The sequence below is a fragment of the Streptococcus sp. NPS 308 genome, from assembly GCF_002355895.1.
GTDB lineage: Bacteria > Bacillota > Bacilli > Lactobacillales > Streptococcaceae > Streptococcus.
This window is the reverse complement of the sequence record NZ_AP017652.1, coordinates 1,475,398-1,500,730: the sequence shown is the minus strand read 5'-3', so window position 1 is coordinate 1,500,730 and position 25,333 is coordinate 1,475,398. Positions and strand designations below refer to the sequence as shown.

At 44.8% G+C, this 25,333-nt stretch carries 25 protein-coding genes and 1 pseudogene; 23 read left to right on the top strand and 3 right to left on the bottom strand.

Annotation, left to right across the window (positions count from 1 at the left end):
* Positions 1-24: 24 nt before the first annotated feature.
* Positions 25-136, top strand: a pseudogene (locus SNAG_RS10050) (T6SS immunity protein Tdi1 domain-containing protein); the annotation flags it as partial.
* A gap of 99 nt (positions 137-235) precedes the next feature.
* Here SNAG_RS10050 and SNAG_RS07780 read toward each other — a convergent pair.
* Positions 236-1,189: an aromatic acid exporter family protein gene (locus SNAG_RS07780; protein ID WP_096408172.1), complete on the bottom strand. Its 954-nt coding sequence runs from the start codon at positions 1,187-1,189 to the stop codon at positions 236-238.
* 179 nt (positions 1,190-1,368) lie between these two features.
* Between SNAG_RS07780 and SNAG_RS07775 the strand changes: the two genes are divergently transcribed.
* The 22 genes from SNAG_RS07775 (at position 1,369) to SNAG_RS07670 (ending at position 22,881) form a co-directional block, all read left to right on the top strand.
* Positions 1,369-1,929, top strand: a complete 561-nt coding sequence (locus SNAG_RS07775) for a mechanosensitive ion channel family protein (RefSeq protein WP_096408169.1) — start codon at positions 1,369-1,371, stop codon at positions 1,927-1,929.
* Positions 1,930-1,986: 57 nt separating this feature from the next.
* Positions 1,987-2,895: a magnesium transporter CorA family protein gene (locus SNAG_RS07770; protein ID WP_096408167.1), complete on the top strand. Its 909-nt coding sequence runs from the start codon at positions 1,987-1,989 to the stop codon at positions 2,893-2,895.
* A 14-nt stretch (positions 2,896-2,909) separates the two neighbouring features.
* Positions 2,910-3,437 (top strand): YqeG family HAD IIIA-type phosphatase, encoded by a 528-nt coding sequence (locus SNAG_RS07765; protein WP_096408165.1) that lies wholly within the window; start codon positions 2,910-2,912, stop codon positions 3,435-3,437.
* A 2-nt stretch (positions 3,438-3,439) separates the two neighbouring features.
* Positions 3,440-4,546: a ribosome biogenesis GTPase YqeH gene (gene yqeH / locus SNAG_RS07760; RefSeq protein ID WP_096408163.1), complete on the top strand. Its 1,107-nt coding sequence runs from the start codon at positions 3,440-3,442 to the stop codon at positions 4,544-4,546.
* Between the two features lie 214 nt (positions 4,547-4,760).
* Complete coding sequence (gene yhbY, locus SNAG_RS07755) at positions 4,761-5,072, top strand: ribosome assembly RNA-binding protein YhbY (protein WP_096408160.1); 312 nt, start codon at positions 4,761-4,763, stop codon at positions 5,070-5,072.
* A 51-nt stretch (positions 5,073-5,123) separates the two neighbouring features.
* Positions 5,124-5,753: a nicotinate-nucleotide adenylyltransferase gene (locus tag SNAG_RS07750; protein WP_000963695.1), complete on the top strand. Its 630-nt coding sequence runs from the start codon at positions 5,124-5,126 to the stop codon at positions 5,751-5,753.
* Positions 5,753-6,346 (top strand): bis(5'-nucleosyl)-tetraphosphatase (symmetrical) YqeK, encoded by a 594-nt coding sequence (gene yqeK / locus SNAG_RS07745; protein ID WP_096408158.1) that lies wholly within the window; start codon positions 5,753-5,755, stop codon positions 6,344-6,346. Before SNAG_RS07750 ends, yqeK begins: the two co-directional genes overlap by 1 nt.
* Complete coding sequence (rsfS, locus tag SNAG_RS07740; RefSeq protein WP_084856928.1) at positions 6,347-6,700, top strand: ribosome silencing factor; 354 nt, start codon at positions 6,347-6,349, stop codon at positions 6,698-6,700.
* Positions 6,701-6,878: 178 nt separating this feature from the next.
* The gene (locus tag SNAG_RS07735) at positions 6,879-7,619 is read left to right on the top strand and encodes a class I SAM-dependent DNA methyltransferase (RefSeq protein WP_331712111.1); all 741 of its coding nucleotides are present in this window, start codon (positions 6,879-6,881) and stop codon (positions 7,617-7,619) included.
* A gap of 9 nt (positions 7,620-7,628) precedes the next feature.
* The gene (locus SNAG_RS07730) at positions 7,629-8,726 is read left to right on the top strand and encodes a nucleotidyltransferase (RefSeq protein ID WP_096408155.1); all 1,098 of its coding nucleotides are present in this window, start codon (positions 7,629-7,631) and stop codon (positions 8,724-8,726) included.
* A gap of 203 nt (positions 8,727-8,929) precedes the next feature.
* A complete protein-coding gene (locus tag SNAG_RS07725) occupies positions 8,930-10,543 on the top strand; it encodes a ribonuclease Y (protein WP_033606008.1) in 1,614 nt (537 codons plus the stop codon).
* Positions 10,544-10,677: 134 nt separating this feature from the next.
* Entirely contained in the window at positions 10,678-11,304 is a 627-nt protein-coding gene (gene gmk / locus SNAG_RS07720) for a guanylate kinase (RefSeq protein ID WP_000775041.1), read from the top strand.
* 24 nt (positions 11,305-11,328) lie between these two features.
* Positions 11,329-11,643: a DNA-directed RNA polymerase subunit omega gene (gene rpoZ, locus SNAG_RS07715; protein WP_096408152.1), complete on the top strand. Its 315-nt coding sequence runs from the start codon at positions 11,329-11,331 to the stop codon at positions 11,641-11,643.
* A 65-nt stretch (positions 11,644-11,708) separates the two neighbouring features.
* A complete protein-coding gene (locus SNAG_RS07710; protein WP_096408150.1) occupies positions 11,709-14,105 on the top strand; it encodes a primosomal protein N' in 2,397 nt (798 codons plus the stop codon).
* Positions 14,106-14,117: 12 nt separating this feature from the next.
* On the top strand, positions 14,118-15,053 hold the full coding sequence (gene fmt, locus SNAG_RS07705; RefSeq protein ID WP_096408147.1) for a methionyl-tRNA formyltransferase: 936 nt from the start codon (positions 14,118-14,120) through the stop codon (positions 15,051-15,053).
* Positions 15,046-16,359 (top strand): 16S rRNA (cytosine(967)-C(5))-methyltransferase RsmB, encoded by a 1,314-nt coding sequence (rsmB, locus tag SNAG_RS07700; RefSeq protein WP_172842403.1) that lies wholly within the window; start codon positions 15,046-15,048, stop codon positions 16,357-16,359. The genes fmt and rsmB overlap by 8 nt, the downstream gene beginning before the upstream one ends.
* 15 nt (positions 16,360-16,374) lie before the next feature.
* A complete protein-coding gene (locus SNAG_RS07695) occupies positions 16,375-17,115 on the top strand; it encodes a Stp1/IreP family PP2C-type Ser/Thr phosphatase (RefSeq protein WP_096408142.1) in 741 nt (246 codons plus the stop codon).
* Positions 17,112-19,013: a Stk1 family PASTA domain-containing Ser/Thr kinase gene (gene pknB / locus SNAG_RS07690; RefSeq protein WP_096408140.1), complete on the top strand. Its 1,902-nt coding sequence runs from the start codon at positions 17,112-17,114 to the stop codon at positions 19,011-19,013. The genes SNAG_RS07695 and pknB overlap by 4 nt, the downstream gene beginning before the upstream one ends.
* Before the next feature lie 87 nt (positions 19,014-19,100).
* Positions 19,101-19,859 (top strand): threonine/serine exporter family protein, encoded by a 759-nt coding sequence (locus SNAG_RS07685; RefSeq protein ID WP_096408137.1) that lies wholly within the window; start codon positions 19,101-19,103, stop codon positions 19,857-19,859.
* Between the two features lies 1 nt (position 19,860).
* Positions 19,861-20,316: a threonine/serine exporter family protein gene (locus tag SNAG_RS07680; protein ID WP_000176905.1), complete on the top strand. Its 456-nt coding sequence runs from the start codon at positions 19,861-19,863 to the stop codon at positions 20,314-20,316.
* Positions 20,317-20,434: 118 nt separating this feature from the next.
* On the top strand, positions 20,435-21,607 hold the full coding sequence (locus SNAG_RS07675) for a hydroxymethylglutaryl-CoA synthase (RefSeq protein WP_096408887.1): 1,173 nt from the start codon (positions 20,435-20,437) through the stop codon (positions 21,605-21,607).
* Entirely contained in the window at positions 21,607-22,881 is a 1,275-nt protein-coding gene (locus tag SNAG_RS07670; RefSeq protein ID WP_096408135.1) for a hydroxymethylglutaryl-CoA reductase, degradative, read from the top strand. Before SNAG_RS07675 ends, SNAG_RS07670 begins: the two co-directional genes overlap by 1 nt.
* A 35-nt stretch (positions 22,882-22,916) precedes the next feature.
* Here the strand turns inward: SNAG_RS07670 and SNAG_RS07665 are convergent, their stop codons facing one another.
* Both SNAG_RS07665 and SNAG_RS07660 read right to left on the bottom strand, forming a co-directional pair.
* A complete protein-coding gene (locus tag SNAG_RS07665; RefSeq protein WP_096408132.1) occupies positions 22,917-23,882 on the bottom strand; it encodes a LacI family DNA-binding transcriptional regulator in 966 nt (321 codons plus the stop codon).
* Positions 23,863-25,317 carry a sucrose-6-phosphate hydrolase gene (locus SNAG_RS07660; RefSeq protein ID WP_096408130.1) on the bottom strand — a complete coding sequence of 485 codons (1,455 nt, stop codon included), beginning with the start codon at positions 25,315-25,317 and terminating at the stop codon, positions 23,863-23,865. The genes SNAG_RS07665 and SNAG_RS07660 overlap by 20 nt, the downstream gene beginning before the upstream one ends.
* Positions 25,318-25,333 lie beyond the last annotated feature (16 nt).

Genomic DNA, 25,333 nt, shown 5'->3' with positions numbered 1-25,333 from the left:
AATTTTCAATTAAATCACATTTTTTTGTTAGCTTCTGGAGGTTTTAAAGGATGTAGACCATATGGATAAGGTAAAAGTCTTGGAGCACATTTACCTTATGTACCAACTCACAGGTGGCGTGATGGACGGTTACTAGTTGCTATTTCTTTTTTGAGAACAGTGTGAGGGAATAAACTGTCCTTCCAAATGCAAAACAAAAGAACCTCAGAGGACTTCCTCCGAGGTTCTTTGCGTTCTAGTTTCCATATTTCTGGTAAAAATCGACCTTGACCTGGATAAAGGTTTCAGCTTCGCGTAGTAGTTGCAGGAGGGTGGCTCGGGTCTCAAACTCCTCGCGTGTTTTAGGGAGACTCCGATTACGGAAGACTTTCAGATAGCGTTCGATGTCATCAAGTAGGTCATGAGCAGGATTGGTCTGACTTAGCTGGGCAGCGATCTTAGAAAAGAGCTGGGCCAAAATCAAACTCTCACTTGCAGCCAGATGACAGGTATTGATCTGCTGGGCCATATTTCGCAGGATACGACTTTGTCGCTGTCTCATCTCAAAGTAGTGGATGTGGTAGTCCGTCTGGTGAAAGAGGTGGTCCGAGTGGTCCAAATAGACAAGCTTGATGGCTTCATCAAGAAGGCTATCTAACTCGTCAACGAGTTGGGCTTGATTGCGCCCGTCTCCTCTTGATAGATAGTATTTAAAGCGAAGCAGGATGTCTTTTAACTTTTCTTCGACCTGAAGGTGATAGCTGTGAATGGCCTTTTCCCGAGAGGGCATGTAAAGGTTGACCAACAGAGCAAAGCTTGTCCCAATGAGAAAGAGGAGCACTTCATTGAGCAAAAGAGCTGGAGAAGTAGACTCCTGTACCAAGAGATGACCGACCAAGACACTGCTAGGTGTGATGCCGATTTCCCAGCCCATTTTGTAAGCAAGAGGCACGTAGAGAGCTAGATAGAGGCCTAGACTCCAGATGTGAAAGCCGGCCAGCTGAAAGGCTAGAACGCCGATAGCGAGCGCTAGGAGCATGGAAAAGAGGCGGTTACGGGCCAATTTTAGCGTACTTCTGCGCGTGTCAGAAAGGCTTAAGAGGGCGATAATGCCAGCTGAAACCGCTGATGATAAATCTAAAAAATAAGCAAGAAAACAAGCAAGGCAGGTTGCCAAGATCAGTTTTGTCGTACGTTGGGTGATAGACATGAGAATTTCCTAAAAAGTTGATAATAGAGAGCGGAAAGGAGCAAATCCCACGCTTTTGTTGATTATAGTATAAATATGCCATAAAATCAAGATTTGACTAAATAATCAAATGAAATTTGAATATTTATAGGGAATAGTCTTCAGATAAGTTATGGTATAATAGGAAAAAGGAGTTTTGTATGCAAGAATTTTTTCAACGTTATTTTGATAAACTTGATTTAACAACCATGTTAGAGAATCTTTTGACCAAGTTGATCTCTCTTTTGATTCTTATCCTTCTATTTTATATAGCCAAAAAGATCCTCCATGCGACTGTCCGAAAGATTGTCAAGCCCTCGCTTAAATTCTCAAATCGAGATGCTGGCAGACAGAAGACCATTTCTCGTTTGCTTGAAAATATCTTTAACTATACCCTTTATTTCTTTTTAATCTACTGTATCCTGTCCATTTTAGGTTTGCCAGTTTCCAGCCTCCTTGCTGGGGCAGGAATTGCTGGGGTTGCCATTGGGATGGGGGCGCAAGGTTTTCTATCCGATGTCATCAATGGCTTTTTCATCCTCTTTGAACGCCAGCTTGATGTGGGTGATGAAGTGGTTCTCACAAATGGACCGATTACCGTTTCTGGCAAGGTCGTTAGCGTAGGGATCCGTACAACGCAACTGCGAGGTGACGATCAAGCCCTTCACTTTGTTCCTAACCGAAATATCACTGTTGTTAGCAACTTTTCCCGCACAGAGTAGGTCTGCTATTTTGGCAGATTTGTGGTACAATAGAAAGAGTTTGGTAAAGGAGAAAATATGTTTGTAGAAAAGCAGTTGGGCAATGGATGCACTTGGATTAACCTAGATTTGGGAAAATTGAAAAAACTAGAAGATCTCTCTGAAATCTATGGATTGGACAAGGAAACCATTGAATACGCACTGGATAGAAACGAGCGTGCCCACATGGACTACCACCGCGAAAGTGGAACCGTCACCTTTATCTACAATGTATTGGATTTGAAAAAGGACAAGGAATACTATGAAGCCTTTCCCATGACCTTTATCGTGGAACATCATCGCTTGATTACGATTAGTAATAAGAAAAATGCCTATGTGATTGAACAGATGACACGTTATTTAGAGAGTCATGATATGCTTTCTATTTACAAATTTCTCTTTGCTAGTCTGGAAATCATCAGCAATGCCTACTATTCTGTCATCGAACAGATGGATAAGAGTAAGGATGAGGTCAACGGCCTCTTGCGTCAGCGAACGACTAAGAAAAACCTCTTTGCTCTTTCCGACTTGGAGACTGGTATGGTTTATCTGACAGCGGCTGCCAAGCAAAATCGCATGTTGCTAGAACATATCCAAGGACATGCCCTTTATCGCAGATTTAACGAAGTTGAGAGAGAACAGTTTGATGATGCCATGATTGAGGCTCACCAGCTGGTTTCGATGACCGATTTGATTTCTCAAGTTCTGCAACAACTATCAGCCTCTTACAACAATATTTTGAATAATAACTTGAATGATAACTTGACAACCTTGACCATTATTTCAGTTTTACTAGCAGTCTTGGCAGTAGTGACGGGATTTTTCGGGATGAATGTTCCCCTCCCCTTTACAGACGAGCCCTATGCTTGGGTCTACATCAGCTTGGCTAGTGCGGTTTTATGGTTGGTCTTGTCATTGATTTTGAGAAAAATTGCGAAAAAAAGTTAAGAAAAGGAGCCAGGATGGCAATTGAAAACTATATGCCAGATTTTGCTGTGGAAGCAGTCTATGATCTGACAGTCCCAAGCCTGCAGGCGCAGGGGATCAAGGCTGTTTTGGTCGATTTGGACAATACCCTCATTGCTTGGAACAACCCTGATGGAACGCCAGAGATGAAACAGTGGCTACATGACCTTCGGGATGCAGGTATTCGCATCATCGTGGTATCAAATAATACCAAAAAACGGGTCCAACGCGCAGTTGAGAAATTTGGAATTGATTACGTTTATTGGGCTTTAAAGCCTTTCACATTTGGAATAGACCGTGCCATGAAGGAATTTCACTATGAGAAAAATGAAGTGGTCATGGTCGGCGACCAACTCATGACGGATATTCGGGCAGCGCACCGTGCAGGTATTCGCTCGATCTTGGTCAAACCCTTGGTCCAACATGACTCTATCAAGACGCAGATTAACCGAGCTCGTGAGCGCCGTGTCATGAAGCGAATTACGGAAAAGTACGGACCGATTACATATAAAAAAGGAATCTAACTATGGAAGAAATTCTCTGTATTGGTTGTGGAGCAACCATTCAGACGACAGACAAGGCTGGTCTTGGATTTACTCCCCAGTCGGCACTCGAAAAAGGCTTGGAGACAGGCGAAGTCTATTGCCAACGCTGTTTCCGTCTCCGTCATTACAATGAAATTACAGATGTCCAGTTGACGGACGATGATTTCCTCAAACTCTTGCACGAGGTAGGAGACAGTGATGCCTTGGTGGTCAATGTCATTGATATTTTTGACTTTAATGGTTCTGTCATCCCAGGCTTGCCACGCTTTGTATCGGGTAATGATGTCCTCTTGGTCGGAAATAAAAAAGATATCCTGCCTAAGTCTGTTAAACCAGGTAAGATTAGCCAATGGCTCATGGAACGTGCCCACGAAGAAGGTCTTCGCCCTGTGGATGTCGTCCTGACTTCAGCCCAAAACAAGCATGCCATTAAGGAAGTCATTGATAAAATCGAGCAGTATCGTAAGGGGCGCGATGTCTATGTGGTTGGTGTGACTAATGTTGGAAAGTCAACCCTTATCAACGCTATTATTCAAGAAATAACGGGTGATCAGAATGTCATCACGACTTCACGCTTTCCAGGGACAACCTTGGACAAGATTGAAATCCCACTTGATGACGGATCTTATATTTACGATACACCGGGAATTATCCACCGTCACCAGATGGCCCACTATTTGACGGCTAAAAATCTCAAGTATGTCAGTCCTAAAAAGGAAATCAAACCTAAAACCTACCAGCTTAATCCTGAACAAACCCTGTTTCTAGGTGGCCTCGGACGCTTTGACTTTATTGCAGGAGAAAAGCAAGGTTTTACTGCCTTCTTTGACAATGAACTCAAACTCCACCGTACCAAGCTTGAAGGCGCTAGTGCTTTCTACGACAAGCACCTCGGAACCCTTCTGACACCACCAAATAGCAAGGAAAAAGAAGATTTTCCAAAACTAGTCCAGCATGTCTTTACCATCAAGGACAAGACTGACCTAGTTATCTCAGGACTCGGCTGGATCCGTGTAACAGGCAGCGCCAAAGTCGCCGTCTGGGCACCAGAAGGCGTCGCAGTCGTCACACGAAAAGCCATTATTTAAACACAGAAAGGAAAGGGTTGTCTTTATTAAGGCGAGCATTGCGAGCCCCATGGAGAATACTTTTCGCTGTGGTGTCAGTTGGTACAAGTGATTGTACCAACTGCGGAAAATTTGAGACCTTAGACTCAAATTTTAGTCATGAAAGTCCGAAGGACTTTGCTGACGTCCGTCACCACTTTAGAAAAGTATAAAAAGAAACTCTTTTAAAGAAATTATGTCATTAACATCAAAACAACGTGCCTACCTCAACAGCCAGGCACACACCCTAAAACCCATCATTCAAATTGGAAAAAATGGTCTCAACGACCAAATCAAGACCAGCGTCCGTCAAGCTCTTGACGCACGTGAATTGATCAAGGTTACTCTCTTGCAAAACACAGATGAAAACATCCATGAAGTAGCTGAAATCTTGGAAGAAGAAATTGGTGTGGATACTGTCCAAAAAATCGGACGCATCTTGATCTTGTTTAAACAATCCAGCAAGAAAGAAAATCGCAAGATTTCTAAGAAAGTTAAAGAAATCTAAACACTTACTCCAAACAACTGTTTTTACAGAGAATTAAAGGAAGACGAGCCTATGGCAATCGAATTATTGACTCCCTTTACCAAGGTAGAGTTGGAGCCAGAAATCAAGGAGAAAAAGCGCAAACAAGTCGGGATTCTAGGGGGGAATTTTAACCCTGTTCACCATGCCCATCTTGTTGTGGCGGACCAAGTACGACAACAGTTAGGACTGGACCAGGTCCTACTCATGCCTGAATATCAGCCACCTCATGTAGACAAAAAAGAAACCATCCCTGAACACCACCGTCTCAAGATGCTTGAATTGGCGATTGAGGGGATCGAAGGCCTAGCTATTGAAACCATTGAGCTAGAGCGCAAGGGGATTTCCTACACCTACGACACTATGAAGATTTTGACAGAGCAACATCCAGATACGGATTATTACTTTATTATCGGAGCTGATATGGTGGACTACCTGCCCAAGTGGTATCGGATTGATGAACTGGTTGATATGGTTCAGTTTGTGGGGGTTCAGCGCCCACGCTACAAGGCAGGGACTTCTTATCCAGTCATCTGGGTGGATGTGCCTCTCATGGATATTTCCTCCAGCATGGTACGTGACTTCATTGCCCAAGGTCGGAAACCCAACTTTCTCCTACCTCAGCCAGTGCTAGACTACATCGAGAAGGAGGGGCTCTACTGATGGCCTATCAAGACTATATCAACTGCTCCCGAGAGGCTTTGTTGGAAAGAATGGCAGAGCTTCTACCTGAAAAACGTTTGACCCATTGTCTGGGTGTAGAGCGTGCAGCTATAGAGCTAGCGGAGAGATTTGGAGTCGATACCGAGAAAGCTGGTCTAGCAGGCCTTCTTCATGATTATGCTAAAAAGTTGTCAGATCAGGAATTTCTGGATTTGATTGACCGTTACCAGCTAGACCCTGACCTCAAAAACTGGGGCAATAATGTCTGGCATGGCATGGTCGGCATCTACAAAATCAAGGAAGATTTGAACTTGCAAAACTCTGAAATCCTGCGAGCTATTGAAATCCATACAGTCGGGGCTGGTCAGATGACGGACTTAGACAAGGTCATCTATGTAGCAGACTACATCGAGCACAATCGTGCCTTCCCTGGAGTGGACCAGGCGCGTGAGATTGCAAGTTTGTCACTCAATAAGGCAGTGGCCTACGAAACAGCTCGTACCGTGGAGCATCTAGCTCATCAGGGATTCCCCATCTATCCCCAAACCATTGAAACCTATAACGCCTATGTGCACTATTTGAAAGAAGACTAAATGAACGAAAAAGAATTACTAGAACTAGTCGTGAAAGCGGCTGATGAGAAACGTGCGGAGGATATCCTTGCACTTGATGTACAAGATTTGACCAGTGTGACCGACTACTTTGTTATCACTAGCTCGATGAATAGCCGTCAGTTGGACGCAATCGCTGATAACATTCGTGAAAAAGTAGCCGAAGCTGGTGTTAAAGGCAGCCATGTCGAAGGCGATGCAGCTGGAGGCTGGGTCTTGCTAGACCTCGGTGGTGTCGTCGTGCATATCTTCTCAGAAGAAATGCGTGCCCACTATAACCTTGAAAAACTCTGGCATGAGGCGGCTTCTGTAGATATTTCAGAAGCCTTAGCATAGGATATGAACTCAGTTGCAGTCAACTGGGTTTCTTTGCTTATTTTAAAAGGAAAGTGATAGAAAGGATTTGAACCCGTCCTGTAATCGTCGGAAAATAGATAGCTTTGGCTTGGATCAGGATCCTAAGTCCAAGATCCTAATTTTCATTCCTATTACGGGCGGACTTGGTATCATGAATATGGCGACATATGAAACTTTTGCGGCTGTTTACGATGCTGTGATGGATGATAGTTTATACGATAAATGGACGGATTTTTCCCTCCGTCATTTGCCTAAGACCAAGGAGAGAAAGAAGCTTTTGGAATTGGCTTGTGGGACAGGTATCCAGTCAGTGCGCTTTTCTCAGGCTGGTTTTGATGTAACTGGACTTGATTTGAGTGCTGATATGTTGAAGATTGCGGAGAAGAGAGCGACTTCAGCCAAGCAAAAGATTGATTTTATTGAAGGCAACATGCTGGATTTGTCCAAGGCAGGGAAATATGATTTTGTCACGTGTTATTCGGACTCTATCTGCTACATGCAGGATGAGGTGGAAGTAGGGGATGTCTTTAAGGAAGTATATAATGCCCTCAACGAAGATGGTGTATTTATATTTGATGTGCATTCGACCTACCAGACAGATGAAATTTTTCCAGGCTATTCTTACCATGAAAATGCAGAAGATTTTGCCATGCTCTGGGATACCTACGAGGACGCAGCACCTCACTCTATCGTGCATGAGTTGACCTTTTTCGTCAAGGAAGCAGACGGCTCTTTTAGTCGCCATGATGAAGTGCATGAGGAACGGACCTATGAGGTCCTGACCTATGATGTTTTGCTGGAACAGGCTGGATTTAAGTCCTTCAAACTCTATGCGGACTTTGAGGACAAAGAGCCTACAGAAACCACTACCCGTTGGTTTTTTGTCGCGCAGAAGTAGGAGAACATCATGACCATCACAGGTATTATCGCGGAGTTCAATCCTTTTCATAATGGGCACAAATACCTGCTTGAGCAGGCGGAGGGACTGAAAATCGTTGTCATGTCAGGGAACTTCATGCAGAGAGGGGAGCCTGCTATCGTGGACAAGTGGACACGGGCTCAGATGGCACTGGAAAATGGAGCGGATCTGGTAGTGGAATTGCCCTTTCTAGTCAGTGTTCAGGCAGCTGATTTCTTCGGTCAAGGAGCTGTGGATATCTTGGCACGGCTGGGGATTGATACTCTAGCTTTTGGGACAGAGGAAGTTCTGGATTACCAGAAAATTGCTGACTTATACACAGAGCGAGGTAGTGAGATGGAGAAATTTATAGAAAATCTGCCTGATTCCCTATCTTATCCCCAGAAAACCCAAGCCATGTGGAAGGAATTTGCAGATCTAGATTTTTCAGGCAATACGCCCAATCATGTCCTTGCTCTTGCCTATGCCAAGGCGATAGCAGGGCGAAACATCAAACTGCATCCTATTCAGCGTCAAGGAGCGGGTTATCATTCTGTGGACAGGGAGGTGGACTTTGCCTCGGCGACAGCCCTCCGCCAGCATCAATCAGACCAAGATTTCTTAGAACGCTTTATGCCCTCTGTTACCCTCTTTGAGCACGCCTGTAAGGTGAGCTGGGATGACCATTTTCCCTTGCTTCGCTATCAAATCTTGTCAAATCCCGACCTAACCACCATTTATCAGGTCAATCAAGAAATGGCTGTGCGCATCAAGGATGCCATAAAGACAGCTCAGACTGTTGACGAATTGGTCGAGGCGGTTGCGACCAAGCGTTATACCAAGGCGCGTGTCAGACGCCTCTTGACCTATATCTTGGTGCAGGCCAGAGAAAGCGACTTGCCAGAAGTCATCCATGTCCTTGGCTTTACCGAGAAAGGCAGAAAACATCTCAAGTCTCTGAAAGAGCAGGTCCATCTAGTCAGCCGAATTGGCAAAGAACCTTGGGATGCCATGACCCAAAAGGCAGACCAGATTTACCAACTAGGACAGCCAAGCATCGTAGAGCAGAATTTCGGCAGAGTCCCGATTAGAATAGAAACAAACTAAGTCTACTGAAAGGTAGGCTTTTTTATTGTATGTTTTAATGAAAATCTCATTTTTAAGAGATAGAAAGTTTGTTTGGTGATTTCAGAACTTTCTCCTAAAATTCACACAAAACTCTTCAATTTGGGTTTGTGAAAATCGGTTTTTTGTGATAGAATATTAAGGAATGTATGTCATTCGATAAACAAATTTAATGAGGTAAAAACATGGAAATCATGACACTTGCGATTGCTGTTTTTGCCGTCATCATTGGTTTAGTCATTGGATATGTCAGCATCTCAGCTAAGATGAAATCATCTCAAGAGGCTGCAGAGTTGATGCTTCTAAATGCTGAACAAGAAGCAACTAATTTACGAGGACAAGCTGAGCGCGAAGCGGATTTATTGCTAAATGAAGCCAAGAGCGAAAGCAAGTCTCTTAAAAAAGAAGCACTATTGGAGGCCAAAGAGGAAGCCAGAAAATACCGTGAAGAAGTGGACGCTGAATTTAAGTCAGAACGTCAGGAGCTCAAGCAAATCGAAAGTCGTTTGACGGAGAGAGCAACGAGTCTTGACCGCAAAGACGACAATTTGACGAACAAAGAAAAAACACTTGAACAAAAAGAACAAAGTATTTCTGATAGAGCAAAAAACCTTGATGCACGTGAAGAGCAATTAGAGGAAGTCGAAAGACAAAAAGAAGCTGAACTTGAACGTATCGGTTCCCTTTCCCAAACTGAGGCTCGAGATATTATCTTGGCTCAGACAGAGGAAAATTTGACCAAGGAAATTGCTAGCCGCATTCGTGAGGCAGAGCAAGAGGTCAAGGAACGTTCAGACAAGATTGCGAAAGATATCTTGGTTCAGGCTATGCAACGTATCGCTGGTGAGTATGTAGCAGAGTCAACAAACTCGACAGTTCACCTACCAGACGATACCATGAAGGGCCGCATTATCGGTCGTGAAGGACGCAATATTCGTACCTTTGAAAGTTTGACAGGGGTCGATGTGATTATCGACGATACACCGGAAGTGGTGACCTTGTCAGGATTTGATCCGATTCGTCGTGAAATTGCTCGTATGACCATGGAAATGTTGCTCAAGGATGGCCGTATCCATCCAGCTCGTATCGAGGAGTTGGTGGAGAAAAACCGTCAGGAGATTGACAATAAAATCCGTGAATATGGGGAGGCTGCTGCCTATGAGATTGGTGCGCCAAACCTCCATCCAGACTTGATGAAGATCATGGGACGCTTGCAGTTCCGTACTTCTTATGGACAAAATGTCTTGCGTCATTCGATTGAGGTTGCTAAGTTATCTGGTATCATCGCGAGTGAACTTGGTGAAAATGCGGCTCTTGCCCGTCGTGCTGGATTCCTTCATGACATCGGGAAAGCTATTGACCGCGAGGTTGAAGGCAGTCACGTTGAGATTGGTACGGAGTTGGCTCGTAAGTACAAGGAACACCCAGTTGTGGTCAATACCATTGCTAGCCACCACGGAGATGTGGAAGCTGAAAGTGTCATTGCAGTGATCGTTGCTGCAGCAGATGCCTTGAGTGCAGCGCGTCCAGGTGCTCGTAGTGAATCTCTTGAGAGCTATATCAAGCGTCTCCATGATTTGGAAGAAATCGCTAATGGCTTTGAAGGGGTGCAAAATAGCTTTGCCCTTCAAGCAGGACGTGAAATCCGTATCATGGTTAATCCAGGACAAATCAAAGACGACAAAGTCACAATCTTGGCTCACAAAGTTCGTGAGAAAATTGAAAACAATCTCGATTACCCAGGAAATATCAAGGTAACCGTGATCCGCGAACTTCGTGCAGTAGATTATGCTAAATAAATAAGAAAGAGCAGTTGAAATATTACTGCTTTTTTGTTACACTAGATAGAAAGACTGTAGAAGGATAACTGACGCAATCATCAGTATCCGAGAGAAATTTCACTTTATTTCACAGACTAACTAAAGGAGACATAATGGCAGACCGAGGCTTGCTAATCGTTTTTTCTGGTCCTTCAGGAGTTGGGAAAGGAACGGTTAGAAGAGAGATTTTTGAGAGTTCTGAGAATCAATTTCAATACTCTGTATCGATGACGACGCGTGCGCAACGTCCTGGTGAAGTGGATGGAGTGGACTATTTCTTCCGTACTCGTGAAGAATTTGAAGAGTTGATCCGTCAAGGTCAGATGTTGGAATATGCAGAATATGTTGGTAACTATTATGGAACTCCTCTGACTTATGTCAATGAAACTTTGGACAAGGGAATCGATGTCTTTCTTGAGATTGAAGTGCAAGGAGCCCTTCAGGTTAAGAAAAAGGTTCCAGACGCTGTCTTTATCTTTCTAACACCACCAGATTTGGATGAATTACAAGATCGTTTGGTAGGTCGTGGAACAGATAGCGCTGAAGTGATTGCCCAACGAATCGAAAAAGCTAAGGAAGAAATTGCTCTCATGCGTGAGTATGATTATGCCATCGTCAACGATCAGGTGCCCCTCGCTGCTGAACGTGTCAAGCGTGTGATCGAAGCAGAACACTTCCGTGTGGACCGTGTCATTGGTCACTATCAGGAAATGTTGCCAAAATCTCCAACTACTCGATAAACTATAGGAAACAGGTACAAACAAATGATGCTTAAACCCTCTATCGATACCTTGCTGGACAAGGTACCATCAAAATATTCACTCGTAATCTTGTTAGCAAAACGTGCCCACGAATTAGAAGCTGGAGCACCTGCAACTCAAGAATTCAAATCTGAAAAATCAACTCTTCGTGCTTTGGAAGAAATCGAGTCTGGAAATGTAACCATTCACCCAGATCCAGAAGGAAAACGTGAAGCGGTTCGTCTCCGTATCGAAGAAGAAAAACGCCGCAAAGAAGAAGAAGAAAAGAAAATCAAAGAGCAAATTGCTAAAGAAAAAGAAGATGGTGAAAAAATTTAAGGTTGGGGGGACTCAATCTTATTTTTTCTATTGCAAGAATGTACTGACAAGAAGGAGGTGAGAAGATGGCTATCGCAAAGATTATCGTGGATGTTCCCCTGATGCAGACGGACCAGCCCTATAGCTACAAGGTCCCTGAGGAATTTGTAGACATGCTGGAAGTCGGTATGCGGGTCCATGTACCCTTCGGCAAGGGCAATCGTTTAATCCAAGGGATTGTGTTGGCCTTGGAGTCCCAGTCGGATGAAGAAGTTGCAGATCAGGACTTGAAAGAGATTGCAGAAGTCCTAGACTTTTCTCCAGTCTTGACTCAGGAGCAACTCTGGCTGGCTGAGGAGTTACGCAAGTCTGTCTTTTCTTACAAAATCTCCATCCTAAAAGCCATGCTTCCGGGATTTTTAAACTCCAGTTATGATAAGATTCTCTATCCTTTAGAAGGCCTAAGCCAGGCAGACAAAGAGCGTTTGTTTGGTTCAGAAGATTCGCTAGCCTTTTCATCTCTAGATTTGGCCAAGCAGGCAGAAATGATGCGTTTGACGAGAAAAGGTCTGCTCCGCTTAGAGTATCAGGCAGTCGATCAGAAGAAGGTCAAGACCCAGTCTTGGTATGAGGTTGATGCTACTCGACTAGAGCAGATTGAGATTTCTGCGCGTGCTAAGAAAAAGGCAGAGCTGAGAGACTATTTGCTAGCTCATCCTGAAAGTGCCCCTCTGGCTAGCTTGTTAGAGTCTTATTCGAGGGAGCAAGTCAACTTTTTTGTGGAGCAAGGTGCTCTAACCCTAGTCCACAAGGAAGTGCAACGTTCAGCTGCTTATTTCGAAGGTATTGAAGCAAGTAGACCTTTGGAGCTGAACCCAGAGCAAAGACAAGCTCGCGATGCGGTTATCAGAGCTATTGGCAGTCAGCAACCTCCTTTCCTCCTTCAAGGGATTACAGGAAGTGGGAAGACAGAGGTTTACTTGCAAATCATCCAAGGAGCCTTGGACAAGGGCAAGACAGCCATTTTGCTGGTGCCTGAGATTTCCCTGACGCCACAGATGACGGAACGTTTCATTGCTCGTTTTGGCGAGAAAGTAGCTATCCTCCACTCAGGCCTTTCCAATGGTGAAAAGTACGATGAATGGCGCAAGGTCGAGCGTGGAGATGCTCAAGTTGTGGTTGGAGCCAGATCGGCCATCTTTGCACCTATAAAAAATCTGGGTGTCATCATTATCGATGAAGAGCATGAAGCTAGTTACAAACAAGACAGCAATCCCCGTTATCATGCCAGAGAGGTCGCCATCTTACGGGCCCAGTACAATAAAGCAGCCCTGGTCCTTGGTTCAGCGACACCGAGCTTAGAGAGCCGTGCGCGTGCTGGAAAAGGTGTCTATCAACACTTACGTCTAACCCAACGGGCCAATCCTTTAGCCACTATTCCTGAGGTTCAATTGATTGACTTTCGTGACTATATCGGGCAGAATGAGACATCAAACTTTACGCCTCCTTTGCTAGAGGCCATCCAAGACCGTTTGGATAAAAAAGAACAGGTAGTCCTCATGCTCAACCGTCGGGGTTATTCTAGCTTTGTTATGTGTCGGGAGTGTGGAACGGTAGATAGCTGTCCCAACTGTGATATTTCTCTGACTCTCCACATGGATACCAAGACCATGAACTGCCATTACTGTGGCTTTTCGAAGGGAATTCCTCATGTCTGTCCCAACTGTCAGAGCCGCAGTATTCGTTACTATGGGACGGGGACTCAGAAAGCCTATGATGAGCTAGCAGAGCTCTTTCCTCAGGCTCGCATTCTGCGGATGGATGTGGATACGACCCGCAGGAAGGGGAGTCACCAAGCTCTTCTTGACCAGTTTGGCCGAGGGGAAGCAGACATCTTGCTGGGAACGCAGATGATTGCCAAGGGCTTGGATTTTCCAAATGTAACCCTAGTAGGAGTGCTCAATGCGGATACGGCCTTGAATCTGCCTGATTTTCGTTCTTCCGAGAGAACCTTCCAACTCTTAACTCAGGTGGCTGGTCGGGCAGGTCGTGCGGAAAAAGCTGGGCAGGTCTTGATCCAGTCTTACAATCCTGATCACTATGCCATTCGATTTGCCAAAGACCAAGACTACGAAGGCTTTTACGCCTATGAAATGAGTATCAGGCGCCAACTCGGCTATCCGCCTTATTATTTCACTATTGGGATTACCCTCTCTCACAAGAAAGAAGAAGAGGTTGTCAAACGTGCCTATGAAGTCATGGGAATTTTGCGCTCAGGTTTATCGGAAACTAGTAAAATCCTTGGACCGACACCAAAACCCATTGCTCGCACCCACAACCTTTACCATTACCAGATTTTGATTAAATACCGTTTAGAAGATGAGCTGGGACCAACCCTCAACCAGGTCTTGGCCTTGACTCAAGAACGGGAAAATAGCAAGCTTCGTCTCAGCATTGACCACGAACCGCAGCAATTTTTATAAGAAGGAGAAGAAATGACAAAACTAATCTTTATGGGAACTCCCGATTTTTCAGCGACAGTTTTGAAGGGGTTGTTATCAGATGATCGTTACGAGATTCTAGCTGTTGTAACCCAGCCAGACCGTGCTGTCGGCCGTAAAAAAGTAATCCAAGAAACCCCAGTCAAGCAGGCTGCCAAAGAAGCAAATCTTCCTATCTACCAACCTGAAAAATTATCTGGAAGCTTAGAGCTGGAAGCTATTATGAATTTAGGAGCGGATGGGATTGTGACCGCTGCTTTTGGGCAGTTTCTCCCAAGCAAACTCCTTGATAGCATGGACTTTGCGGTCAATGTTCACGCCTCCCTTCTTCCCAAACACCGTGGTGGCGCCCCCATTCATTATGCCTTGATTCAAGGGGATGAGGAAGCTGGTGTGACTATCATGGAAATGGTCAAGGAGATGGACGCAGGTGATATGATTTCCCGTCGCAGTATTCCCATCACAGATGAGGACAATGTCGGCACCTTGTTTGAGAAATTGGCAATCGTTGGCCGTGATTTACTCTTGGATACACTACCTGGCTACCTAGCAGGAGAAATACAACCTGAACCACAAGATTCTAGTCAAGTCACTTTCTCGCCAAATATTAAGCCAGAAGAAGAGAAACTTGATTGGACTAAAACCAATCGCCAACTCTTCAACCAAATTAGAGGGATGAACCCATGGCCTGTTGCCCACACTTTTCTCAAGGGTGACCGCTTTAAGATTTATGAAGCCCTACCAGTAGAAGGTCAGGGAAATCCAGGTGAGATCCTCTCAATTGGCAAGAAGGACTTGATCGTCGCAACGGCTGAAGGAGCTCTGTCTCTCAAGCAAGTCCAGCCAGCAGGTAAGCCTAAGATGGACATTGCTTCCTTCCTCAACGGAGTTGGACGGACATTGACTGTAGGAGAACGATTTGGTGACTAAAGTAGAAACGGCTAGAAATCTAGCTCTAGCAGTGTTAGAGGATGTTTTTGTCAACCAAGCATATTCAAATATTGCCTTAAATAAACACCTCAAGGGCAGTCAACTTTCAGCAGCAGACAAGGGTTTGGTGACTGAGATTGTCTACGGAACGGTAGCCCGCAAACTCACCTTAGAATGGTACCTGTCCCACTTTATCCAAGATCGAGACAAGCTAGATAACTGGCTCTATGTTCTTCTTCTCATGAGTGCCTACCAACTTCGGTATCTGGATAAGATTCCTAATCACGCTGTAGTCAATGAAGCGGTAGAGCTAGCCAAAGCCCGTAAAAAAGGCAGTGAAAAATTGGTCAACGCCGTCCTTCGTCGTATTTTGCGAGAAGGCTGGCCAGATATTGACAGCATCAAACGCAAAAATAAGCGTGATTCCATTGCCTATTCTATCCCAGTTTGGCTCGTGTCTAAACTTAAGGAAGAATACGGCGAAGAGCGAGCCCAAGCCATCTTTGAAAGCCTCTTGGTGCGCAACAAAGCCAGCATCCGAGTGACCGACTTGAGTCGAAAGGAGGAAATCAAAGCCGTGTTAGAGGCGAGTGATTCACCTTTGGCTGCTTCTGGTTTGGTCAAGGAGCAGGGACACTTTGCGGGACATGATTTGTTTTCAGAGGGTGCTATTACCATCCAAGACGAGTCCAGTCAATTGGTTGCTCCCACTCTTGATCTGCAAGGTCATGAGCAGGTCCTAGATGCCTGTGCAGCTCCGGGTGGGAAAACAGCCCATATGGCTTCTTTCCTCACATCTGGTAAGGTGACGGCTTTGGATCTTTATGATCACAAGTTGGACTTGATCCAAGAAAACGCCCAACGTCTGGGTGTGGCAGATCGAGTGCAAACGCAAAAATTGGATGCCAGAAAAGTGCATGAGTTTTTCGGTCGGGACTCTTTTGATAAGATTTTGGTAGATGCTCCCTGTTCTGGTATTGGGCTCTTACGTCGCAAACCAGATATCAAATACAATAAAGAAACGGCAGATTTCACGTCCCTACAGGAAATTCAGCTGGAAATATTAGGTAGTGTTTGTCAAACACTACGAAAAGGTGGTATAATAACGTATAGTACCTGTACTATTGTCTCTGAGGAGAACTTTCAAGTCGTTGAGGCGTTTTTAGAAAGTCATCCCGAGTTCGAGCAGGTTAAACTAGAACACGAATGTAAAGATATCCTGAAAGATGGCTGTATCCTGATTACTCCAGAATTGTATGGAAGTGATGGATTCTTCATTAGCCAATTTCGTAAGATATCAGATTAGGAAGGAACTGACACAATGGAAATAGCATTATTAACAGATGTTGGTCAGAAACGAACAAATAACCAAGACTATGTCAATCACTTTGTCAACCGAGCAGGACGCACTATGATCCTCTTGGCTGACGGGATGGGAGGGCACCGTGCAGGAAATATCGCTAGTGAAATGGCGGTAACAGACCTAGGCGTGGCTTGGGTGGATACCCAAATCGACTCAGTCAATGAAGTTCGTGAGTGGTTTGCCCACTACCTAGAGATTGAAAATCAAAAAATTCATCAACTAGGTCAGGACGAAGACTACAAAGGTATGGGAACTACGCTAGAAGCTATGGCTATTATTGACAACCAAGCTATCTATGCTCATATTGGAGATTCTCGTATCGGTTTGATTCGTGGAGAAGAGTACCACCAGTTGACCAGTGACCATTCCTTGGTCAATGAATTGCTCAAGGCTGGCCAGTTGACTCCAGAAGAAGCTGAAGCGCATCCCCAAAAAAATATCATCACTCAGTCCATCGGACAAAAAGATGAGATTCAACCAGATTTTGGAATGATTACACTGGAGTCAGGGGATTATCTCCTGCTCAACAGTGACGGCCTAACCAATATGATTTCGGCCAGCGAGATTTATGATATCGTAACCAGCGATATTTCCCTAGCAGACAAGGCGGCAACCCTCATTCGTTTCGCTAACAATGCAGGAGGTTTAGACAACATTACGGTTGCCCTTGTTTACATGAACGAGGAGGCAGCAGAATGATCCAAATCGGCAAGATTTTTGCCGGGCGGTATCGGATTGTCAAGCAGATTGGTCGAGGAGGCATGGCAGATGTTTACTTGGCCAAGGATTTGATCCTAGACGGGGAAGAAGTGGCAGTGAAGGTCCTGAGGACCAACTACCAGACAGACCCTATTGCTGTGGCACGTTTCCAACGTGAAGCGAGAGCCATGGCGGATCTGGACCATCCTCATATCGTTCGGATAACAGATATTGGTGAGGAAGATGGTCAACAGTACCTAGCTATGGAATACGTAGCAGGTCTTGACCTCAAGCGTTATATCAAAGAACACTATCCTCTTTCAAACGAAGAAGCAGTTCGGATTATGGGACAAATCCTCTTAGCAATGCGCTTAGCCCATACTCGAGGAATCGTTCACCGGGATTTGAAACCTCAAAATATCCTACTGACCCCTGATGGCACAGCCAAGGTCACGGACTTTGGAATTGCAGTAGCCTTTGCGGAGACCAGTCTGACTCAGACAAACTCGATGCTAGGCTCCGTTCATTACTTGTCACCTGAGCAAGCGCGTGGTTCTAAAGCGACTTTCCAGAGCGATATCTATGCAATGGGGATTATCTTCTATGAGATGCTAACTGGTCACATTCCTTACGATGGGGATAGTGCAGTTACGATTGCTCTCCAGCATTTCCAGAAGCCTCTTCCATCAGTCATTGCTGAAAACCCATCTGTCCCTCAGGCTTTAGAAAATGTTGTCATCAAGGCAACTGCCAAGAAATTGACGGATCGCTATCAGTCTGTTTCGGAAATGTATGTAGATTTGTCGAGTAGTTTGTCCTACAATCGCCGAAATGAACCAAAATTGGTCTTTGATGATGCCAGCAAGGCAGATACCAAGACCTTGCCTAAAGTTCCACAAAGTACACTGACGTCTATTCCTAAAGCGCCTGCGCAGGAAGAGCGTCCTCAGCCAAAGAAAGCTACTCAACCAGTCGCTGAGCCAGCACCTGCACCAAAGCCAGCTAAAAAACGGAAGTTTAAAGCTCGCTATATGATTCTTTTAGCTAGCCTTCTATTGGTTGTAGCCTCTTTAATCTGGATTTTGTCAAGAACACCTGCAACGATTGCTATTCCTGACGTGGCTGGACAAACTGTTGCAGAAGCCAAAGAAGCACTCAAAAAATCCAAGTTTGAAGCTGGCGAAGAGAAATCGGAGGCTAGTGATACAGTAGCAGAAGGACGCGTTATTCGAACCGATCCAGAAGCTGGTAGTGGCCGAAAAGAAGGAACCAAGGTCAATTTGGTTGTCTCTTCTGGGAAGCAATCTTTCCAATTGAGCAATTACGTCGGACGCAAGTATACGGAAGTCGTGGCTGAACTCAAGGAGAAAAAGGTGCCAGAAAATCTAATCCAGATGGAAGAAGAAGAATCCAGCGAAAGCGAACCCGGAACCATCCTCAGACAAACCCCTGCTTCGGGTTCGACTTATGATCTCTCAAAAGCCACTACGATTACCTTAACAGTGGCTAAGAAGGTGACTAGTGTCAGCATGCCGAACTACATCGGTTCAAGTCTCGAGTTTACAAAGAATAACTTGACTCAGATTGTCGGAGTAAAAGAGGCTAATATTGAGGTTATTGAAGTATCGACTGCTCCTGAAGGAACAGCAGAAGGAACTGTTGTAAGTCAAACACCAAAAGCTGGTGAAAAGGTTGACCTTGCTAGCACGCGTATCAAACTTTCCATCTACAAACCAAAAACACCACCATCAACTTCATCCTCTAATCCTGCCCAACGTGGGAACCAAGGTTCTACAACAACACCAAATCAAGGGAACCAGCAAGGAAATCAACAAGGTAATAATCCTCCAACGAATCAACCAAACAATGAAGGAAACCGCGAAAGTTCTCGAGATTAAACGAATCTTTGTCATGAAATCATGACAAAGATTTTTTTTAACAAGATTTTGTGATAAAATATAGGGAGTAGAAAAAAGGAGGAGAAAATGGACGAATCGAGAGAGTTGAATGCCGTCATTGATGTCATTATGTTAGCTGGAACCATTCTCTTGAAAAGTGGTTCGGAGATTCATCGGGTAGAGGATACCATGATTCGTATTGCCCATTCACAAGGGATTATGGATTGCAATGTACTTGCCATGCCCGCAGCTATTTTCTTTTCTATTGAAAATACTAATATTTCTCGAATGAAGCGGGTGACGTCATCCTCCTATAACATCGAAAAAGTTTGTGATGTCAACCAAGTATCTCGAGAACTTGTGGGTGGCCAGATTGATCTCTCTACAGCCTTTACAAAGCTTAAAGAAATCGGCAATCAACCCCTTCCTTATAGCAAGTTCCAAGTGACCATCGCAGCGACCCTTAGTGCCCCCTTCTTCTCGATTATGTTTGGGGGAAATGTCTATGACGCATTTGGTGCAGCTATTGCGACTTTATTTGGATTTGCCTTCTCTCTCTACGTCGAGAAGTTTATCCGAATTCCTTTTGTAACAGCCTTTGCGGGAGCCTTTGTTTTTGGCTTGATTGCCCAGTTCTGGGCCCGCTACACTGGATTTCCTTCGACAGCAGACCTAATCATAGCAGGAGCAGTCATGCCCTTTGTTCCAGGGATTGCTCTGACAAATGCGGTTCGGGATATCATGACTAACCATATCAACTCTGGTATGAGCAAGATGTTTGAATCTCTGCTCATTACCCTCGCTTTAGGGGCCGGCACTTCGGTCGCCCTGGTTTTGATGACATAAGATGACTCTAACAAGTATTTTACTCCAAGCGGTGGCGAGTTTACTCGCCATTATCACCTTTTTAATCGTACTGAATGTCCAACGCTCCATGCTCCTACCTGGTGGTATTTTGGGAATGGGCGTTTGGCTCCTCTATCTTGTTCTAAAAGAACCAACCAATGTTATTGTCGCAACCTTTATCGCAGCAGTAATTGGCTCTTGTATCAGTCAGATTTTAAGTATTGTCTATAAGACACCTGCAGTGGTTTTTGTTTTGGCCATTCTTGCCCCCTTGGTGCCAGGTTATTTATCCTATCGGACGACAGCTTTCTTTGTGACAGGCGATTACAGTCATGCCCTTGCCAGCGCGACTTTGGTAGTTATGTTAGCCCTTGTTATTTCTATTGGAATGGCAAGTGGAACGGTAATTCTAAAGCTTTATTACTACATCCGAAAACAACGAGGAATCTCTTCCTAATGCAGTCAAAGAAAAGGCTTGATTTGGTGAATCAAGTCTTTTTTCTCTCTTTTGCCCCTATTTGTGATAAAATAGAATGAAACGATTTTTTACAATGAATGAAAAAACAGAGGTAAATATGACAATCGGTATTGATAAGATTGGTTTTGCAACCAGTCAATATGTCTTGAAATTACAAGACCTAGCAGAAGCAAGGGGAGTTGACCCCGAAAAATTTAGCAAGGGACTCTTGTTAAATGAAATTAGCATTGCACCACTGACTGAGGACATTGTTACCTTGGCTGCTAGTGCCAGCAACTCTATCCTCACAGATACAGATAAAGAAGAAATCGACATGGTCATCGTGGCGACCGAGTCAGGAATTGACCAGAGTAAGGCGGCAGCAGTCTTTGTTCATGGTCTGTTAAGCATCCAGCCTTTCGCCCGTAGCTTTGAAATCAAAGAAGCCTGCTATGGAGCAACAGCTGCCCTTCATTATGCCAAGTTACATGTGGAAACTTCTCCAGAATCCAAGGTATTGGTCATTGCCAGTGATATTGCCAAGTATGGTGTGGCGACTCCGGGTGAACCAACCCAGGGTGCTGGAAGTGTGGCCATGCTAATCACGCAAAATCCACGCATTATGGCCTTTAATAATGACAATGTGGCTCAAACACGCGACATCATGGATTTCTGGCGTCCAAACTATTCAACAACTCCTTATGTCAATGGCGTTTATTCAACCCAGCAATATCTGGACAGTCTCAGGACGACTTGGGATGAATACAAGAAGCGCTATGATTGGACCATGGGTGACTTTTCAGCCATTTGTTTCCACTTGCCTTACCCTAAGCTGGCCCTAAAAGGCTTGCGCAAGATGATGGACAAGACTCTTTCTCAGGAGAAGCAGGATAGTCTGCAAGAAAACTTTGATAAGTCCATTCTCTACAGTCAGATGATTGGGAATATCTATACAGGTTCCCTCTTCCTCGGTCTCCTCTCCCTTTTAGAAAATGCAGAGACTTTGAAGGCTGGCGATAAAATTGCCCTCTACAGTTACGGAAGTGGAGCTGTTTCAGAGTTCTTTAGTGGTGAATTGGTCGAAGGCTATGAAGCTTATCTCGACAAAGAGCGCTTGAGCAAACTCCAACAACGTACAGTCCTATCCGTTGCAGACTATGAAAAAGTCTTCTTCGAAGAGGTTCAGTTGGATGAATCTGGTTCAGCCCAATTTGCAGCTTATGAACATCAAGACTATGCCTTGGTGGAGATTGTCGACCACCAACGCCGTTATAGCAAGGTTGAAAAATAATGAAGATAAGTTGGAATGGATTTTCTAAAAAATCATACCATGAGCGCCTTGAGTTGTTGCGAGCTCAGGCGCTCCTTAGTCCTGAAAAGCAAACCAGTCTAGAGCAGGATGAACAAGTCAGCTTGGCTATTGCAGACCAGCTGAGTGAAAACGTGGTAGGAACTTTTTCTCTGCCTTATTCGATCATTACAGAACTTTTGGTGAATGGTCAGGATTATACAGTTCCTTATGTGACAGAAGAGCCGTCAGTGGTTGCTGCAGCTAGCTATGCCAGCAAAATCATCAAGCGAGCAGGCGGTTTTACTGCTCAGGTTCATCAGCGCCAGATGATTGGTCAGGTAGCCCTTTATCAAGTTGCTGATCCTGAACAAGCGCAAGCGAAGATTGCCAGTAAGAAAGCCGAACTCTTGGAACTTGCCAATCAAGCCTATCCTTCTATCGTTAAACGTGGTGGAGGGGCGCGTGATTTGCATGTGGAACAGATTAAGGGAGAAACAGACTTTCTCGTCGTCTATCTCCATATCGATACCCAGGAAGCCATGGGAGCCAATATGCTCAACACCATGCTGGAAGCCTTGAAGCCAGTCTTAGAAGAACTCAGTCAAGGACAAAGTCTTATGGGAATTTTGTCCAACTACGCGACCGATTCTCTGGTGACAGCAAGCTGTCGTATCGCCTTTCGCTACTTGAGTCCCCAAAGGGACCAAGGACGAGAAATTGCGGAGAAAATAGCCTTGGCCAGCCAGTTTGCGCAGGCTGATCCCTACCGAGCGACTACCCATAATAAAGGGATTTTTAATGGTATTGATGCTATTTTGATTGCCACGGGTAATGACTGGCGTGCCATCGAAGCTGGGGCTCATGCCTTTGCCAGTCGAGACGGACGCTATCAAGGTCTTAGTCAATGGACGCTGGACATGGAAAGAGAAGAATTGGTCGGTGAGATGACCCTACCCATGCCGGTAGCGACCAAGGGTGGCTCTATCGGTCTCAACCCACGTGTAGCCCTTAGTCATGAACTACTAGGAAATCCTTCTGCTAAAGAATTAGCTCAGATTATCGTGTCCATCGGTCTTGCCCAAAACTTTGCGGCCCTCAAAGCCTTAGTAAGTACGGGCATCCAGCAAGGTCACATGAAACTACAGGCCAAATCCCTAGCTCTCCTAGCTGGTGCTAGTGAGTCCGAGGTTGCTCCCCTCGTTGAGCGCCTCATCGCAGATAAAACCTTTAACTTAGAGACAGCCCAGCGCTATCTGGAAAATTTACGATCATAAAAAAACTCAGACGCATTCGTCTGAGTTTTTTGTACTTAAATACTTTTTCCTGGTAATAATGTGACTGGTAAGAAGTAACCAGTTGTCGCGACTTCCTTGCCTTCGATCTTCTGCAAGAGAAGATCAACAGTGAGGTGGGCAATCTCTTCCAAGGGTTGCTTGATGGTCGCGAGTTGAGGGTAGTAGTTCTCAATAAAGTAAGTCCCGTCATAGCCGATGACTTTGAGCTCTTCAGGAACAGAGATTCCCAGTTCCTGAGCAATTTTGATAATCAAAATTGCTGTCAGATCATCTGAAGCAAAGATAGCATCTGGTTTCTGATGAGTCAAGATATTCTTGATTTCCATTTCCTTTCTAACGGGAGAAAAGTCACTCGAAACATTGATAATAGGAGCTTTTGGGAGAACAGAAGCAAAGCCAGCATGACGCAGTCCAGTAGGCGAGTTGGAATTGTCATTCCCTGTAATCATGATGATAGACTGGGCACCTGTCTTGACCAAGGTTTGGGCAGCGAGAACCCCGCCACCGTAGTTGTCAGAGGAGACAACAGGAATGTCTGGAGACAAGTTTCGGTCAAAGGAAATGATTGGGGCTGTCACACGATTGTAGTCTTCGATTCCCAAGTTGTGACTTCCAGAAATGATACCATCGACCTGATTGGCCTCTAGCATTTCGATGTACTCTCGTTCCTTCTCAGAGTCGTGCTCGCTGTTACAGATGATGGTCTTGTATCCATTCTTGAAGAGCTGGTGTTCCAACTTATCAATCAATTCTGCGTAGAAAATGTTGGAAATGTTAGGAAAAATCAAGCCGATTAACTTAGCTGATTTTCCTTGGAGGCTACGAGCTAAATTGTTGGGCTTATAGCCCAATTCTCTCATGGCTTCATTGACCTTGAGAATGGTTTTTTCAGACAGATAGCCTTTTTTATTGATAACCCGTGAGACGGTAGTGGGACTGACGCCAGCAAGTTTGGCGACATCAGTTAGTTTTGCGACCATAATCTAATTCATAGTAGGTTCCGGTTGGCTTTCCAGACTTGATCAGGATACCGTTTTGATCCACATGCGGAAAGACGCGACCAGAAAATACTTTTTCTCCTTTATTGATGAAAATTTCAAAGACAGAATTGTCGATGAAGATGTTAGCAGTAGTAGTTTGATTGTCGATTGGGCATGAACGAGTGCTTCCAAATTCTTGGGCATACTGTTCTCCAGCCTGGCTACGGTCTACTGTAACTTGACCATTTACAAGGTCAAAGTTGATTGAAAGTCCCTTGCCTTCTTTATCAGCAAGTAAGACAATCTCGCTCTGGCTATTGGCCTCCAAGTTGAGCTCCAGTTCATAGGTGTTATTGGTTTGAGCACGATTTGAAAAGGGTTCCTCAGAGGCACGAAGTTCTTTGATAGTTGCGACAGGGTATTGGTAGAGTTTCCCATCTTTTATAGTGAGTTCTTTGACCAAAGAGAAGGTTCCTTGGTAGTCAAAACGGTCAGATGGGTAGGAAACATCTGGTAAACCAAGCCAGCTGACAGACAATGCACGTCCGTCTGGAGCGTTAAAGGCTTGAGTCGCATAGGCTTCGAAACCATAGTCTAGGTTGTGAAGGGGTGACACATCTACCATTTTAGCATTTTCAGGATCAAAGGAAACCCCGATTTTGTACATATTTGGAAAGATATTATCGTAGTCTAGAACTTTTTTATCCAATCCTTGTGGACAGTAGAGAAGGACAGGTTGCTCCCCTACAAAGACCAGATTTGGGCATTCCATCATGTAGGCAGTGCGATCGTTAGCAAAGTCAAGGTCGCCAACTGCTTGCCAGTTTGTATAATCATTGTCTACAGCCTTGTAGAGACGGACGAAGCCTTTTTTCTCTAAGTCCTGTCCGCCGACGATAGCATAATATTGACCCTTAAAGTTGAAAATTTGTGGGTCACGGAAGTGGTCAGTAGAGTCTGCTGGTTGGTCAATCAAGACCTTGTCAATCTTAGAAATATTGCCACCTTTGTCCAAAAGAGCGCCAATTTGGTAAGGGTGACGGATCCAGTTTTCATCACGGACATTTCCAGTATAGAATAGGAACAAGTTATCGCCAAACTGCATGGCAGAGCCAGAGTAGGCACCGTGACTATCGAGTTTTGTATCAGGCAAGACTTTGACATTAGTTTCTGAAAAGTGCACCAAATCATCACTTTCAAGCTGCACCCAAGACTTCAAGCCATGAGCTGCTCCAAAAGGAAAGTTCTGGTAAAAGAGAATCCATTTGCCATCAAAATAAGAAAAGCCATTTGGGTCGTTGAGAAGTCCTGTTTTTGGCTCAACATGGTAATGAGTGTGCCATGGAGATTGTGCCATCTTTTCCTTGATTTCCTTGACTTCATCATCTGTCCAATCCTCGTAGCGTCTGTAGCGACGCTCTGTTGTCCATTCCATTATATCATTCCTCCGA

What these genes read in the sequence shown, in the direction of transcription:
- SNAG_RS07725 (WP_033606008.1), top strand. Translation starts at nt 8,930, where the DNA reads ATGGAAATCATGACACTTGCGATTGCTGTTTTTGCCGTCATCATTGGT.
- SNAG_RS07750 (WP_000963695.1), top strand. Translation starts at nt 5,124, where the DNA reads ATGGCAATCGAATTATTGACTCCCTTTACCAAGGTAGAGTTGGAGCCA.
- SNAG_RS07660 (WP_096408130.1), bottom strand. Translation starts at nt 25,317, where the DNA reads ATGGAATGGACAACAGAGCGTCGCTACAGACGCTACGAGGATTGGACA.
- rpoZ (WP_096408152.1), top strand. Translation starts at nt 11,329, where the DNA reads ATGATGCTTAAACCCTCTATCGATACCTTGCTGGACAAGGTACCATCA.
- SNAG_RS07680 (WP_000176905.1), top strand. Translation starts at nt 19,861, where the DNA reads ATGACTCTAACAAGTATTTTACTCCAAGCGGTGGCGAGTTTACTCGCC.
- yqeH (WP_096408163.1), top strand. Translation starts at nt 3,440, where the DNA reads ATGGAAGAAATTCTCTGTATTGGTTGTGGAGCAACCATTCAGACGACA.
- SNAG_RS07780 (WP_096408172.1), bottom strand. Translation starts at nt 1,189, where the DNA reads ATGTCTATCACCCAACGTACGACAAAACTGATCTTGGCAACCTGCCTT.
- pknB (WP_096408140.1), top strand. Translation starts at nt 17,112, where the DNA reads ATGATCCAAATCGGCAAGATTTTTGCCGGGCGGTATCGGATTGTCAAG.
- SNAG_RS07695 (WP_096408142.1), top strand. Translation starts at nt 16,375, where the DNA reads ATGGAAATAGCATTATTAACAGATGTTGGTCAGAAACGAACAAATAAC.
- SNAG_RS07765 (WP_096408165.1), top strand. Translation starts at nt 2,910, where the DNA reads ATGGCAATTGAAAACTATATGCCAGATTTTGCTGTGGAAGCAGTCTAT.
- SNAG_RS07665 (WP_096408132.1), bottom strand. Translation starts at nt 23,882, where the DNA reads ATGGTCGCAAAACTAACTGATGTCGCCAAACTTGCTGGCGTCAGTCCC.
- SNAG_RS07730 (WP_096408155.1), top strand. Translation starts at nt 7,629, where the DNA reads ATGACCATCACAGGTATTATCGCGGAGTTCAATCCTTTTCATAATGGG.
- SNAG_RS07775 (WP_096408169.1), top strand. Translation starts at nt 1,369, where the DNA reads ATGCAAGAATTTTTTCAACGTTATTTTGATAAACTTGATTTAACAACC.
- yhbY (WP_096408160.1), top strand. Translation starts at nt 4,761, where the DNA reads ATGTCATTAACATCAAAACAACGTGCCTACCTCAACAGCCAGGCACAC.
- SNAG_RS07770 (WP_096408167.1), top strand. Translation starts at nt 1,987, where the DNA reads ATGTTTGTAGAAAAGCAGTTGGGCAATGGATGCACTTGGATTAACCTA.
- gmk (WP_000775041.1), top strand. Translation starts at nt 10,678, where the DNA reads ATGGCAGACCGAGGCTTGCTAATCGTTTTTTCTGGTCCTTCAGGAGTT.
- SNAG_RS07670 (WP_096408135.1), top strand. Translation starts at nt 21,607, where the DNA reads ATGAAGATAAGTTGGAATGGATTTTCTAAAAAATCATACCATGAGCGC.
- rsfS (WP_084856928.1), top strand. Translation starts at nt 6,347, where the DNA reads ATGAACGAAAAAGAATTACTAGAACTAGTCGTGAAAGCGGCTGATGAG.
- yqeK (WP_096408158.1), top strand. Translation starts at nt 5,753, where the DNA reads ATGGCCTATCAAGACTATATCAACTGCTCCCGAGAGGCTTTGTTGGAA.
- fmt (WP_096408147.1), top strand. Translation starts at nt 14,118, where the DNA reads ATGACAAAACTAATCTTTATGGGAACTCCCGATTTTTCAGCGACAGTT.
- SNAG_RS07710 (WP_096408150.1), top strand. Translation starts at nt 11,709, where the DNA reads ATGGCTATCGCAAAGATTATCGTGGATGTTCCCCTGATGCAGACGGAC.
- SNAG_RS07685 (WP_096408137.1), top strand. Translation starts at nt 19,101, where the DNA reads ATGGACGAATCGAGAGAGTTGAATGCCGTCATTGATGTCATTATGTTA.
- SNAG_RS07735 (WP_331712111.1), top strand. Translation starts at nt 6,879, where the DNA reads ATGGCGACATATGAAACTTTTGCGGCTGTTTACGATGCTGTGATGGAT.
- SNAG_RS07675 (WP_096408887.1), top strand. Translation starts at nt 20,435, where the DNA reads ATGACAATCGGTATTGATAAGATTGGTTTTGCAACCAGTCAATATGTC.